Genomic DNA, 13,231 nt, shown 5'->3' with positions numbered 1-13,231 from the left:
GACTGGTGACTGGCGACTGGCGACTGACCGGAAAGAATAACCTGTAAACAATGGGGGAGAGTCATGAGCCAGATTGAGGCAATAGATATTTGCAAAACCTATCAAAGCGGCGAAGGCAACGTTAATGCCCTGAACAATATCTCCTTAGAGATCGAGGAAGGAGATTTCGTGGCTTTGGTTGGCCCGTCGGGTTCTGGAAAAAGTACTTTGCTGGGTGTTTTAGGCGCCTTAAACCCTCCCACCCGGGGTAAACTCTTGATTGACGGCATTGACGTCTATGGCCTTAAACCGGAGCGGCGGGCGGATTTCAGAAGCAGTTACCTGGGATTTGTGTTTCAGCAGTTTCACTTAGTCCCTTATCTGACGGCAGTGGAAAATGTGATGTTGCCCCTGGCAATTTTAAAGTATTCCCACAGCCAGCAGCTGCAAAAAGCCAAAGAGGTGCTGGAAAAAGTGGGCCTCGGTTCCAAACTTAACCGCCTGCCGAACCAGCTCTCCGGAGGGGAGCAGGAACGGGTCGCCATTGCCAGGGCTATTGTCAACCAACCGCCTATTATTTTAGCCGATGAACCCACCGGGGCTTTAGATACAGCCACGGGACAGGAAATAATGGAGCTTTTTAGGACATTAAATAATGAAGGTATGAGCATAGTAATGGTTACTCACAATCCGGAAACATTGCACTATGTACATAAAACGGTGCAGATCAGGGACGGGGAGATTCAGCAAATTTCCATAAATGGTGAACTGAAATGCGGCTAACAGATGTAGCTCTGGCTAACTTGAAAGTGCGCAAGGTTAAAATGGCGTTTTTGCTTTTGGGAATTGTGCTGTCACTGGGTACTATTGTATCGCTCTATACTCTGATCAGCAGCCTGCAGGTGCAGCTGCAGGAGCAAATGGAAAAGATGGGAGTCAGGTTTGTAATTACACCAGCTGTAGAAACGGTTAGTTATGCATATAACGGCATTGTCGTGGGGGATACGACCGTATCCAAGCAGCAGACTTTACCTTTTGAAACTGTTGAACAAATTAAAGATATGGACCTTCCAAGTCTAGATGTTATTTCGCCCAAGCTTGTTATCGCCAACCAAATGAATGGAACAAATGTTTTATTGAGCGGCATTCAACTGGAACAAGAGCTGGCTTTAAAAAGCTGGTGGGAGGTTAAAGAAGGGAGGCTGCCGGAAAAAAAGGATGAACTCCTGCTGGGCTCTAAAAGTGCAATGCAGACCGGCCTAAAAACAGGGGATAAGCTCAACTTTTTCGGGCAGGATTTTCTGGTGTCAGGCATTCTGAAAGAGTCGGGACAGGCCGAAGACAGGCTGGTCTTTGTCGATTTGCATACCCTGCAGAACCTCAGCGGTGAACAGGACTTCAGTTTTGCCGAACTGCGTTTCAAAGTAAGTCAAAGCGGCAAAGAAGCCGAATACTTAATTGACGCATACAGCCAGACTCTTAAGAAAGGACTGCCGGGTGTGCGGGTAGCAAGGATCAAAGATGAAACCCTGGCCAGGCAGGCAGTTATTCAGCAATTTGCCCGCTTTGCTTCCCTGGTAGCTATAGTGGTATTTATAATCGGCTGGCTGATCATGGCTATTACCATGATGTCTTCAGTAAACGAGCGTTCTCGGGAAATTGGGATTCTCAGGGCTATCGGTTACCGAAAAAGCCATGTGATGCAGATAATTATATTGGAAGCAGGAATTATCAGCAGCCTGGGGGGTGCAGCCGGGTATTTGACCGGCTTTGGCATTGGAGCCGCTATTTTGCCGTTTCTGTCGGATACGGGGAGTAGAGTAGCCTGGAGCCCCATGGTCCCGTTGGTAGTGTTGGCGGTATCTGTTCTGGTAGGGCTTACGGCAGCTATCTACCCTGCCTACAGGGCTACCCGGCTTGACCCTGTGGAAGCGCTGCGGCAGGTATAAATTGACAAATTTTTCATATTTTGTCCCCTAAATATGCAATTTTAACCGGTATACTAATTTTACGTTTAGCAACTGCCTAATTAATAAGAGCCCAGATGCTTTAGCAAGAAGTTTAGGGCTGATGCTTTTTTGGCGATTCATTAGCTTTCAGCTGTCAGCCATCAGCAATATATGATGCCAGAAATTCTGGCGCGCTTTAGGCTTGGCGCAAGCCAAGTTTTCTTTACCTCTGCCCATGGAAAAAATATCCTGGAATTAAAAGGCTGCTTTTTAATAGTATTGTAGTGGGATTACCAAAACGCAGTGGGGGGTGGTTAGTTGCTAAGAAAACACTATCTCCTGCGCCCTGTAGCGCATTGTGAGAAAGGCTGCAGTACCAAGTCCTGGGTAAGACGCTAAACTGCCCATTGGAAAGAGCCATTAAAAGTGGCTCTTTAATTTTTGAAAGCAATCGCTTTTAGCTCCGATATGTATAATTTGCCTGCTCGAACCAAAAAATACTTTAAGAGTCACCAGCCTTTAGTCATCAGACACCAGTCCTCAGTCGCCAGCTAGCTGGCCGTCGTTAGTCGTCAGCTTTCGGCTGTCAGCCATCAGCTCTCAGCAGTTAGCCCCTGGCTTTTTCCGAAAAAGCCATACATACAATTAAGGATTAACGACTAATGACTAATGACTAAGGACGCGGCTTTTAGCCGATTCTGGGGACTAGGGACTGATGACTAGGGACTCAGCCTAAGGGCTTGGACTAACGACTAAGGACTCGAACAAGGGGGGTGTACCAATGCAGCGGGAAGACGAAAAGATACAAGGAGCGGTTGAGTCAGCGCTGGCTGACCAAATGCGTTTAAGCTCATTCGATATTAACGTAACAGTGAAAGACGGCGTTGTTCAGTTGAGCGGCGTAGTAGATGTACTGGCGGAGAAGGTCAAGGCAGAGGAAATTGCCAAAAAGATTTCCGGTGTACGGGGCATTGAAAACCATTTAACCGTGTCCACCGATGGCCGTCTCATCGACGACAAAGAGATTACCGATGTGGTGCAGGAAAGGTTGCAGGCCCATTTAGGCGATGTGCTGAAATACATCGAGGTGACAACCCATAAAGGGGTTGTTTACTTGGAAGGAAACGCCAACTCCCTGTGGGAAAAACACCAGGCCGCCAAAGTAGCACAGAGTGTCCGGGGGGTCAGCGCTGTAATATCCCATTTAGGTGTTAAAAAAAGGGAACGGCAGGATGATGCCAGCCTCACCAACGCCGTGGAGTTGGCTTTGTCAAGGCAGGACAAAGTGGAGGCAGGGATGGTCAAGACCAGCACTAAAAACGGAGTTGTGACTTTGGAAGGTGAAGTGGATTCGCCGGAAGAGGTGGCTAAAGTATACCAGATTGCTGCTTCAGTCCCAGGGGTAAAAGCGGTGGTAATGAAGCTTAGGACAAGGCACGACAGCGCCGACCGGGATAATGATTTAACCTTGCAACTCCGGCAACTATTAAGAGAAGACCCCAGGGTTTCACCCTCCCAGGTCCAGGCTTTCGTCATCGGTGACACAGCTTATCTGTCGGGGGAAGTAGGTTCAATTGAAGCCAAAGAGGCTGCCGAGGAAGCAGCCGGCAGGCTTCCGGGAATCAGAGGCGTATCCAACGATATCTTCGTAGCACGGCATTAAAATACAGTTGTCAGTAAAGTGAGTCAGGGGACGGTTCCTTGACTCACTTTCTCCAGGTTAGTCATGAGTCAGGGGACGGTTCCTTGACTCATTTTCTCCTAACAGAATACATTTAAAATATCATGATGAAATTACACAAATATAATTGCAGCCCAGACATGCAGATTTTGCTTGCATGTCTATTTTTTTTTACAACAACAAACAACTAAAAACTAACAACTATTAAGCAGGAATGTTGCCCTCCGAACAAGAATATAGTTATCTTTAAAGCCGGGATTGTATTGGGGGAAGTAATGTGGATAAATTGCTGATTGCCGGAGGACAAAAGCTGCAGGGCAGAGTAAAAGTCAGCGGCGCCAAAAATGCGGCCCTGGCTTTAATTGCCGCCGCTGTCTTGGCCGAAGGCGAAACCGTTTTAGAAAATGTGCCGCGCATTGCCGATGTGGAAGTGCTTTTGCATATTCTTGATGATTTAGGGGCAAAAGTGTCGTGGCTGGAAGAAAATACTTTAGCTTTAAATATACCTGCTGCAGTTGGTATAGCTACTCCCTACAATCTCGCTAAAAGATTAAGGGCATCAAACCTGCTGCTGGGGCCTTTGCTTTCCCGCAGGGGGGAGGCCCAGGTCCCCTTACCAGGCGGGTGCAATATCGGGACAAGGCCTATGGATTTGCACTTGAAAGGGCTGCAGGCGTTGGGGGCCGCTATTGAATTGGAACACGGGTATGTCAAAGCTTCCGGTTCCCCGCAGGGAAACCGGGTTTACCTGGACTTTCCCAGCGTAGGTGCCACGGAGAACATCATGATGGCTGCTACCAGAGCACAAGGGATAACTGTGATCGAAAACGTGGCAAAGGAGCCGGAAATAGTGGACCTGGCCAATTTCCTCAATGCCATGGGTGCGAAAGTCCGGGGGGCCGGTACGGATCTTATCAAAATAGAGGGGGTGCCTGAACTTCACGGTACCCGCTACAGTGTTATCCCCGACAGGATTGAGGCAGGCACTATGATGCTGGCTGCTGCCATTACCGGCGGTAACGTGGTAATCCAAAATGTGATCAACCGTCACCTGCAGCCTATAATTGCCAAGCTGCAGGAAACCGGCGCTCAGGTAATAGAAGGCGAAGGGGAGCTTCAGGTTATAGGTACAGCCGAAATTAAACCTACAGATATTAAGACATTGCCATACCCTGGCTTTCCCACAGACATGCAGTCTCAGATGATGGCGCTTTTATCTTTAAGCCAGGGAACAAGTGTGATAGTGGAAACCGTTTTTGAAAACCGCCTGCAGTTAGGTGAAGAACTAAAACGCATGGGAGCTAACATCAAGGTAGAGGGGCAAACCGCAGTAGTCATCGGGGTTGAGAAGCTCTATGGAGCCGAAGTCAAGGCTTGTGACCTGCGCTCCGGAGCCGCTTTGGTTTTAGCCGGGCTGGCGGCGGAAGGGGAGACAAGCATCAACCAGGTCCATTTGATTGACCGGGGTTATGAAAAGCTGGAAGAAAAGCTCCGTTCTTTAGGAGCTGATATGCGACGAATTTCAGTCGACTGAAAATGGGATGGCGCTTATGATGTTGACGTAACCAGTACAGGCGAAACGTCAACTTATAACTGACCCAGAAACGAAAGGCGTTGGAGGAGATCAGGTTGTTGAAAGCATTTAATACGGGCGGTGCCAGGTTGTGCCGTTGAGGTTTTGCACTTTGGCCAGCGGCAGTTCCGGTAACGCTGCTTTTGTGGGTTCAGAAAGGACAAGCCTTTTGGTTGACGCAGGACTTAGCGGCAAAGAGGTAACAAAAAGGCTGGAGCAGAATGGTATAGAAGCTTCTGAATTAACAGGCATCCTGGTAACCCATGAACACAAGGACCATATTAAAGGGGTTGGGGTTCTTTCCAGGCGCTTTGATTTACCTGTTTTTGCCACAGAAGGGACCTGGCAGGGCATGGAACAGGAAATCGGGGAGATTGCCGAACACAATAAAAAGCATTTGGAATTGGGAGAGTGCCGGGAAATCGGGGATATTAAAGTTGAGGTTTTGGCTACTTCCCACGATGCTTTGGAGCCGGCAGCTTTTGCTTTTCACCACCAAAAAGCCAGCCTCGGGATGGCTACTGACACAGGTAAAATTACCCCCAGCATCAGGAAAAATGTTGTTGGATGCAATGCTTTGATCTTGGAGGCTAATCACGATGCCAAGATGCTGCGTCAGGGACCTTACCCCTTTTACCTTAAAAAGAGGATTGCCAGTGTGGTGGGTCATCTTTCCAATCAGATGAGCGGGGAGGCTTTAGCGGAGTTTATTAGCTCGAAAACGCACAAAGTGCTCTTGGCCCACTTGAGTGCGGAAAATAATCACCCCTCCCTGGCCTTGGAAACAGTTAAAGAGGTGCTGAAAGAACAGGGGTTTGTGCAGTGTCCCGAGATCTCCGTGGCTCCGCGGCATGAAGCGGTTCCTCTACATAAAATCAGGTAGGCAGCTTTGTTTTTCATCCCGGGCCAGGCATAAAAGGCCGAACAAACAGTAATGATAGTAGTATACAAAACCATGCTGTTCATAAAATCGGTGGTGATTGAGCATGAGCTACTTTGAGCATGATTATGACCGCTGGAAAAGGCCTAATTATTTAGGAATAGTGGGCCTTGTCTTGGTAAGTGCCTTTCTGGGAGGGCTTTTAGCCCTCACTTTAGCACAGGCCTTTCTCAAAGCTGAAAACAATGGGCTTGCGCCCAGGCAGGAGTTGAGCGAAGAAGCTCCGCCCCAAAAATCCTCATCGTCCCAGGTTGACCCCCGGGAATCACCTGTGGTAGCCATTGCTGAGCGGGTAGGCCCTACTGTGGTCAGGATTAATAATATTTCCGGGCGGGATTTTTTTGCCGGTCCTGTTGAGTCGACGGGTTCCGGGGTAATAATTGACCGTGAGAAGGGATACATAGTAACCAATTATCACGTGGTAGAGGGCGCCCAGCGTCTGGAAGTGACTTTAAAGGGAGGAAACTCCTATGCGGCCAAGTTGGTTGGGGGCGACAGGCAAACAGATTTGGCAGTGTTGCAAATTGCCGCTCCCGATTTGCCGGAAGCTGTACTTGGCGATTCAACCAAGCTGCGCGTGGGGGAAATGGCTGTAGCAATAGGCAATCCTTTGGGGGAAGAGTTTGCCGGGTCGGTTACGGCTGGCATTATCAGCGCCTTAAATCGCAAAATTACAGTGGAAGCAAGGCCTGGGGAGGAAGTCACACTTAACGTGATCCAAACTGACGCCGCCATCAACCCGGGAAATAGCGGTGGGGCACTGGTAAACAGCCGGGGTGAAGTTATAGGCATCAACAGCGTCAAGATCCTGCGCACCGATATTGAAGGGATGGGATTTGCCATTCCCATCAGCGATGCCAAACCTATTATCCGGCAGCTGATTGAAAAAGGCTATGTAAGCCGGCCTTTTATCGGAATTTATAACTTCCGGGAAATTTCCGAGCAAATGGCCCAGTGGTATGATTTGCCCGTAGGCATTTATGTAGGCGGAGTTTATCCGGGAGGCCCCGCGGAGAGAGCCGGCATGGAGGCGGGTGATATTATTGTCGCTGTCGAGCAGACACAAATTCGCACTTTTTCGGACCTGCAGGGTGTGCTGTCCCAAAAAAAGGTAGGCGACAGGGTGAGCATTACAGTAGTCAGGCGGGGCAAAAAGGTGGATTTGCAGGTTACCTTGGGTGAAATGCCCCGACAGTAGGATATGAAGGCAAAAAGAATTCGCCTTTCACAATTATCGTTAGGATCTTAACGCAGTTCAGCTGTTGTTAAGGTCTTCTTATTTGCAACGCTTTTTTTGCAGGAAACCGGGCCTATAAAACAGGTCAAGAAGTCCAAGTTATTTTACTGTTTATGTTTGGCCTTAAGCAGGATTTATTGCCCGAATATTTAATATACTTAGTAAAACTGAAGGAGCTTAAAAACAAAAACATTTGGAGAGGAATGCTCCATGTTAAAAGAATTCAGACTTTTCAAAGACTTGTCCCCAGAGGAAAACGAAAAATTATTACCATATTTCAGACAAAGCCGTTTTGCCAAGAAACAGCATATATATTTTCCAGGGCTGGGTCATGACTACATTTATTTGGTCAGGTCGGGGCGGGTAAAAGTTTCTTATCTTTCGCCCGAGGGCAAAGAAATTACTGTGACTATTCTCCAGCCGGGGGATATGTACAGTATGCATTCGGAAGCCTCCACCACTGTTTTGGAACCGGCAGAAATCTGGTACATCGAGGTCAATGATTTCAAAGAAATTGTCTTGCAAAATCCGGATTTGGCCCTGAATTTGATCAGGATCCTGGGTAGAATTCTGAAAAACACCAATGATGCTTTATTGAACCTGGCTTTTAAGGAAGTTAACTCCCGGCTGGCAACTCTGTTATTAAAAATGGCCAGGGAAAAAGGCACGGCGACTGGGGACGGAATAGCATTTAAGCTGGACCTGACCCATGAAGAACTTGCGTACCTCATCAGCAGCACCAGGCAAACAGTAACCACCATCTTAAATCGCTTTGAGAAAAATGGAATTATAAGCATGCAGAAAAAGAAGATCATTGTTAAAAGCATGGAAAAACTGCAGGAACTGTGTTAGTTACAAAAACAATTATTAATGTCAGCGGGATGACAGTAATCCCGCTTTGTTTATTTTACAATTACTTTGGAAAGGTCACGAAAAATTCTGAACATGGGAAAGGGGGAAATGCGTTGAAACAGATTTTAGTGCGTTCAAACCGGTGCTTGGGCTGTAAAACTTGCGAGTTGGCATGCACTATTGCCCATTCTGCCGGCAAGGACATCTTCAGCGCTTTTTTAGGCGGCGATAAAGCGGTGAGCAGAGTACAGGTTGAAACCAACGCTGAAAGGTCCATCAACCTGCCCGTCCAGTGCAGACATTGCCGCGAGCCCAAATGTGTTAACGCTTGCATGACAGGGGCCATGCACCTGGATGATCAGACAGGACTGGTGCTGAATAGGGAAGAAAAATGTGTCGGTTGCTGGATGTGTGTGATGGTCTGCCCTTATGGAGCTATCGTTCCCAGTGAAGAGCAGAAGGTGGCCATCAAGTGTGACCAGTGCCTGTCGGAAGGCCATGAACCGGCTTGTGTCAAGGCATGTCCGACCAAAGCAATTATGTTTATGGAAATCAGTGCATTTGACAAGGTTGTCAAGCAGGAATTTCTGTCCAAATTCATTATGGGTGAGGAGGCCTGATGATGGACTATTTAAGAAAGACTATGGACCCTGCAGCGGGTCAAATGATTAGCAAAGCCCAAAGAGACCAGGTAGAAACAGTCTGGGACCGTTTTGAGGCGCAGCAGCCCCAATGTGGCTTCGGCCTGCTGGGAATATGCTGCCGCCACTGCAACCAGGGACCTTGCCGGATCGACCCCTTTGGCGATGGACCTGAGTATGGAATTTGCGGTGCTGATGCTGATCTGATTGTAGCTCGTAACCTGTTACGACAGGTGGCCGCCGGAGCTTCCGCCCATGTTGACCACGCTTATGAAGCTGTAGAAACCTTAAGCTTAGCTGCGCGGGAAAACACCCCTTATACCATCAAGGATACTGTCAAGCTAAAGGCAGTAGCTGCCAAGTTGGGACTTGAGACGACGGGTAAGAGTGATAACCAGATTGCGAAAGAAATAGTGAACGTAGCTTACAGTGATTTTAGTAACCACCACGGCACTCCCATGAAGTGGCTGAAGGCTACTGCTCCTGCAGAAAGGGTGGAAACCTGGGAGAAGCTGGGGGTGCTCCCCCGCAATCCTGACAGGGAAATCAGGGAAGCTTTGCATCAAACTACCATGGGGATGGACGCAGACCCGGTAAACCTGATTCTTGCCACTGTAAAGCAGGGGCTGGTGGATGCCTATGCCGGTTTACACCTGGCAACTGATCTCCAGGATATCCTCTTCGGAACACCGGCCCCTGTGGTTACGGAAGCAAACCTGGGAGTGCTGCGGGAGGACCATGTCAATATCATAGTCCACGGCCATGAACCCATGCTTTCGGAAAAAATAGTTGAATGGGCCCAAAAGCTTGAGGGTGAAGCTGTCGCTAAAGGAGCCAAAGGCATTCAACTGGCCGGAATTTGCTGTACCGGCAACGAGACTCTGATGCGGCAGGGTATACCCCTTGCTTCCAACTTTTTAGCCCAGGAACTGGCCATTATTACCGGGGCGGTGGATGCTATGGTTGTGGATGTACAGTGCATCATGCCCTCACTGTCCAGGGTTGCCGCCTGCTATCATACCAAAATCTTCACCACTATGCCCATAGTCAAAATGCCCGGTGCGGAGCATGTGGTTTTCTCCCTGATGGAAGCCGATAGAAAAGCCGAAGAAATTGTGCGCAAAGCAATTGAAAACTTCAGCCGCCGGGATAAAAGCCGGGTGGATATCCCCGATGTGAAAACAAAGATGTTCGGCGGTTTCAGTGTGGAGGCCATTGTCGGTGCCCTGTCCAAGCTGGATGCGGAAAATCCTTTGAAACCATTGGTGGACAATATTGTTAACGGGAATATTCTGGGAGCTGTAGGCACTGTGGGCTGCAACAACGTTAAGGTGCGCCATGATTCCTTCCATGTGAATCTGGTTAAGGAACTGATTAAAAATAACGTCTTGGTTGTGACCACCGGATGTTCTGCTCAGGCACTGGCCAAAGCCGGCCTGATGCTCCCGGAAGCTAGTGAAAAATATGCAGGTGATACTCTTAAAGCAGTACTGACTGTGGTAGGTAATGCTGCCGGGCTCAATGCTCCACTGCCGCCGGTACTGCACATGGGCAGTTGTGTGGATAATTCCAGGATTGGCGATTTGTTGACTGCCCTGGCCGCTTACCTGAAGGTCTCCATTAAAGACCTGCCGGTTGCAGCATCCGCGCCGGAGCACCAGCACGAAAAAGCTTTAAGCATCGGTACCTGGGCAGTATCCTTGGGTGTTTTGACGCACTTGGGAGTTATTCCGCAGGTCCTGGGAGGGAAAAAAGTCACTGAAATATTGACCGGAGAAACTGCCGAGAAACTGCTGGGAGGAAGGTTCTACGTGGAGACTGATCCCATCAAGGCAGCCCAGGGACTTATCGAGCATATCAAGTCAAAACGCAAAGCCCTGGGCATATAGCTTGGGGGTGGAAAGATTGCGCTATGTGATTATAGGCAACAGCGCAGCCGGAATTTTTGCTGCGGAAGCTATCCGTAAGCTGGACCAGGTTGGCCGGGTGGATATCATCAGTGAAGAACACTACCCGGCCTATGCCCGGTGTCTGACTTCTTATTACCTCACGGGTAAGATGACGGAGGAACAACTGTTGATCAGGCCTACAGACTTTTATACCCGTTATAACCTCCATCTCCATGCCGGGCAGAAAGCAGTCAAGGTGGACCCGGGAAAAAGGGAGGTATATACCGCATCCGGGGAAACATATGGTTACGATAAGCTGTTGATTGCCACCGGGGCTTCTCCCGTTATGCCCAAGCTGCCCGGAATGCATAGTCAAGGAGTCTTTGGGCTCAGGACATTGGGTGACGCTAAAGGTATCCTGGCTTATGTCGGACCAGGCAAACACGCTGTGGTGGTGGGAGGCGGTTTTGTCTCCCTTAAGGCTGCCTACGCTTTATTAAAAGCGGGAACAGAAGTCACCTGTGTTGTTTCTTCGGGGCACCTCTTATCGCAGATGTTGGACAGGGAAGCCGCTGCTCTGGTGGCAGAGAAGTTGAGTGCCCATGGTCTCCGGATAAGATACTATACGGATGTAGTTGAAGTAGTTTTTAGGCAAGACAGTATGAAAGGCGATGTGGTTAGCGGCGTCCGTCTAAAGAGCGGTGAGGAACTCCCTGCCGATGTGCTGATTATTGGGAAAGGGGTCACGCCGAATACAGGTTTCCTGGAAGGCAGCGGCATTGAGCTGGACCAAGGCATAGTTGTAAACCAGTTCATGCAGACCAACCTTGCTGATATTTACGCTGCAGGGGATGTGGCCCGGGGATTTGATTTGATTTCCGGCGAGCGTAGACTTAACGCCATCTGGCCTAATGCTACCGAGCAGGGTACAGTGGCCGGTAAAAATATGGCCGGTTTGCCCACATCCTATAGCGGCTCCATCAGTATGAACTCGGCTGATTTTTTTGGCCTGTCTGCCATCGCTGCCGGTCGGGCCAATGCAGGTCAGAATGAAGGATACGAAGTTGTTAAGCTGTTCCCGGGCAAAAATTTATACCGGCGGCTGGTTTTTAAAGGTAATTGCCTGGCAGGATACATCATGGTCGGGAAGACTGCCCAGGCGGGCTTGCTGACCTCACTGGTCAAGGAACGGATTCCCCTGGGGAAAATAAAAGAAGAACTGCAGCAAGGCTATTTCCGGCAAAGAGCACTCTGGTGACCGGATCCATGAAAAGGCTGCTTTATTATATAATATATAATGTTATTTTCCAGGTGCTGACAGGCTATGTAAAATGAAGGAGGTTTTTAACAATGGGCAGGCAAAGGGGTTGATTATGCAGGAGCGCAAAAGCAGATGATGAGGTGAAGCTATTCTGATATGAACATTAATGAGTTAGTGAGTCAGGGGACGGTTCCTTGACTCATTTTATTTAGCTGAATAAAGCTGATTTTCTTAGCTGCACCGACAAGCAAATTTTCATTATTCATCACTAGAGTTGCATAAATAAAGTTTGTGTTTGTCAAGCTCCAAAATCGGTACAAAAACGTGGAAATACCATGCCTTTGCAAGAAAAAACCCTTATAATAGAGATTGATGGCAGTCCTTGCCCAAATCTCTATTATAAGGGGGAAATCAAATTGCAAGGCAAGGATACCAAAATGTTGTTCACATTGGAGACTAGCGAAGGAGACCTGAATGCAAATTAAAATTATTGCCGTTGGCAAACTGAAAGAAAAATACTTAAAAGAAGGAATAGCCGAGTACCTCAAACGGCTGCGCCCTTATGCCAAAGTGGAAATTGTTGAAGTGGCCGATGAACCGGCCCCCGAAAATGCCTCGGCTGCCGAGGAACTGCAGGTCCGGGAAAAGGAAGGGGAGAAAATTGCCAAAAACCTAAAACCGGGAACCTATGTGATCGCATTGGCTTTGAAGGGAAAATGCTCAGTTCCGAAGGGCTGGCGGAAAAAATAAGCACCCTGACATTGGCAGGCAAAAGCGATCTCACTTTTCTCATCGGCGGTTCCTTGGGGCTGGCCCCCAGCCTGCTCTCCCAGGCCGACTTTTTGCTCTGCCTTTCCCCCATGACTTTCCCCCACCAACTGGTGCGCCTGATTTTGCTGGAACAGCTTTACCGGGCGTTTAAAATTATCCGGGGAGAGCCGTATCATAAGTAACGGCGAAATTTTGATATACATATCTGTTTCCTGCCGTAGGTGCCACGGTACTTTTCATGCAGCTCCTTGATGTAATGCTTGATAAGTGTATTCTCATTATCCCTATCTGTCAGAGTCGTGACTTATTCAGCCATTTGTAATATCCACTTATAGAAACTCCTGCAAAAGTACATAATGCTGCGACCGAATATTGTCCTGCCGTGGACTTTATAATGATGTATATATTTGACGTCTTAACTTGCTCTGCAGGGCCTTGATGACCTTACCGCGATTTTA

10 protein-coding genes and 1 pseudogene are annotated in these 13,231 nt (G+C 48.5%); all 11 read left to right on the top strand.

Annotation, left to right across the window (positions count from 1 at the left end; translation table 11 throughout):
• The first annotated feature begins 63 nt into the window (after nt 1-63).
• The 11 genes and pseudogenes from EYS13_RS11970 (at nt 64) to rlmH (ending at nt 12,955) form a co-directional block, all read left to right on the top strand.
• Nucleotides 64-762 (top strand): ABC transporter ATP-binding protein, encoded by a 699-nt coding sequence (locus EYS13_RS11970; protein ID WP_227762920.1) that lies wholly within the window; start codon nt 64-66, stop codon nt 760-762.
• On the top strand, nt 753-1,928 hold the full coding sequence (locus tag EYS13_RS11965) for an ABC transporter permease (RefSeq protein ID WP_227762918.1): 1,176 nt from the start codon (nt 753-755) through the stop codon (nt 1,926-1,928). Before EYS13_RS11970 ends, EYS13_RS11965 begins: the two co-directional genes overlap by 10 nt.
• A gap of 781 nt (nt 1,929-2,709) precedes the next feature.
• Complete coding sequence (locus EYS13_RS11960; RefSeq protein ID WP_227762912.1) at nt 2,710-3,591, top strand: BON domain-containing protein; 882 nt, start codon at nt 2,710-2,712, stop codon at nt 3,589-3,591.
• A gap of 295 nt (nt 3,592-3,886) precedes the next feature.
• Nucleotides 3,887-5,143 carry a UDP-N-acetylglucosamine 1-carboxyvinyltransferase gene (murA, locus tag EYS13_RS11955; RefSeq protein WP_227762901.1) on the top strand — a complete coding sequence of 419 codons (1,257 nt, stop codon included), beginning with the start codon at nt 3,887-3,889 and terminating at the stop codon, nt 5,141-5,143.
• A gap of 130 nt (nt 5,144-5,273) precedes the next feature.
• A complete protein-coding gene (locus EYS13_RS11950; protein ID WP_227762892.1) occupies nt 5,274-6,065 on the top strand; it encodes an MBL fold metallo-hydrolase in 792 nt (263 codons plus the stop codon).
• A 103-nt stretch (nt 6,066-6,168) separates the two neighbouring features.
• On the top strand, nt 6,169-7,320 hold the full coding sequence (locus EYS13_RS11945) for a S1C family serine protease (protein ID WP_227762874.1): 1,152 nt from the start codon (nt 6,169-6,171) through the stop codon (nt 7,318-7,320).
• Between the two features lie 249 nt (nt 7,321-7,569).
• Nucleotides 7,570-8,211 carry a Crp/Fnr family transcriptional regulator gene (locus EYS13_RS11940; RefSeq protein WP_227762872.1) on the top strand — a complete coding sequence of 214 codons (642 nt, stop codon included), beginning with the start codon at nt 7,570-7,572 and terminating at the stop codon, nt 8,209-8,211.
• 113 nt (nt 8,212-8,324) lie between these two features.
• Entirely contained in the window at nt 8,325-8,831 is a 507-nt protein-coding gene (locus EYS13_RS11935) for a 4Fe-4S dicluster domain-containing protein (RefSeq protein WP_227762869.1), read from the top strand.
• 2 nt (nt 8,832-8,833) lie between these two features.
• Nucleotides 8,834-10,741: an anaerobic carbon-monoxide dehydrogenase catalytic subunit gene (gene cooS, locus EYS13_RS11930; protein WP_227762866.1), complete on the top strand. Its 1,908-nt coding sequence runs from the start codon at nt 8,834-8,836 to the stop codon at nt 10,739-10,741.
• A gap of 25 nt (nt 10,742-10,766) precedes the next feature.
• Nucleotides 10,767-11,999, top strand: coding sequence for an NAD(P)/FAD-dependent oxidoreductase (locus EYS13_RS11925; RefSeq protein WP_227767907.1), 1,233 nt, complete (start codon nt 10,767-10,769; stop codon nt 11,997-11,999).
• 477 nt (nt 12,000-12,476) lie between these two features.
• Nucleotides 12,477-12,955 (top strand): annotated as a pseudogene (gene rlmH, locus EYS13_RS16425) (23S rRNA (pseudouridine(1915)-N(3))-methyltransferase RlmH).
• Nucleotides 12,956-13,231 lie beyond the last annotated feature (276 nt).

The organism is Zhaonella formicivorans, from assembly GCF_004353525.1.
Lineage (GTDB): Bacteria > Bacillota > DUOV01 > DUOV01 > Zhaonellaceae > Zhaonella > Zhaonella formicivorans.
The sequence above is the reverse complement of the archived record's forward strand: the minus strand, read 5'-3'. Positions and strand labels throughout refer to the sequence as shown.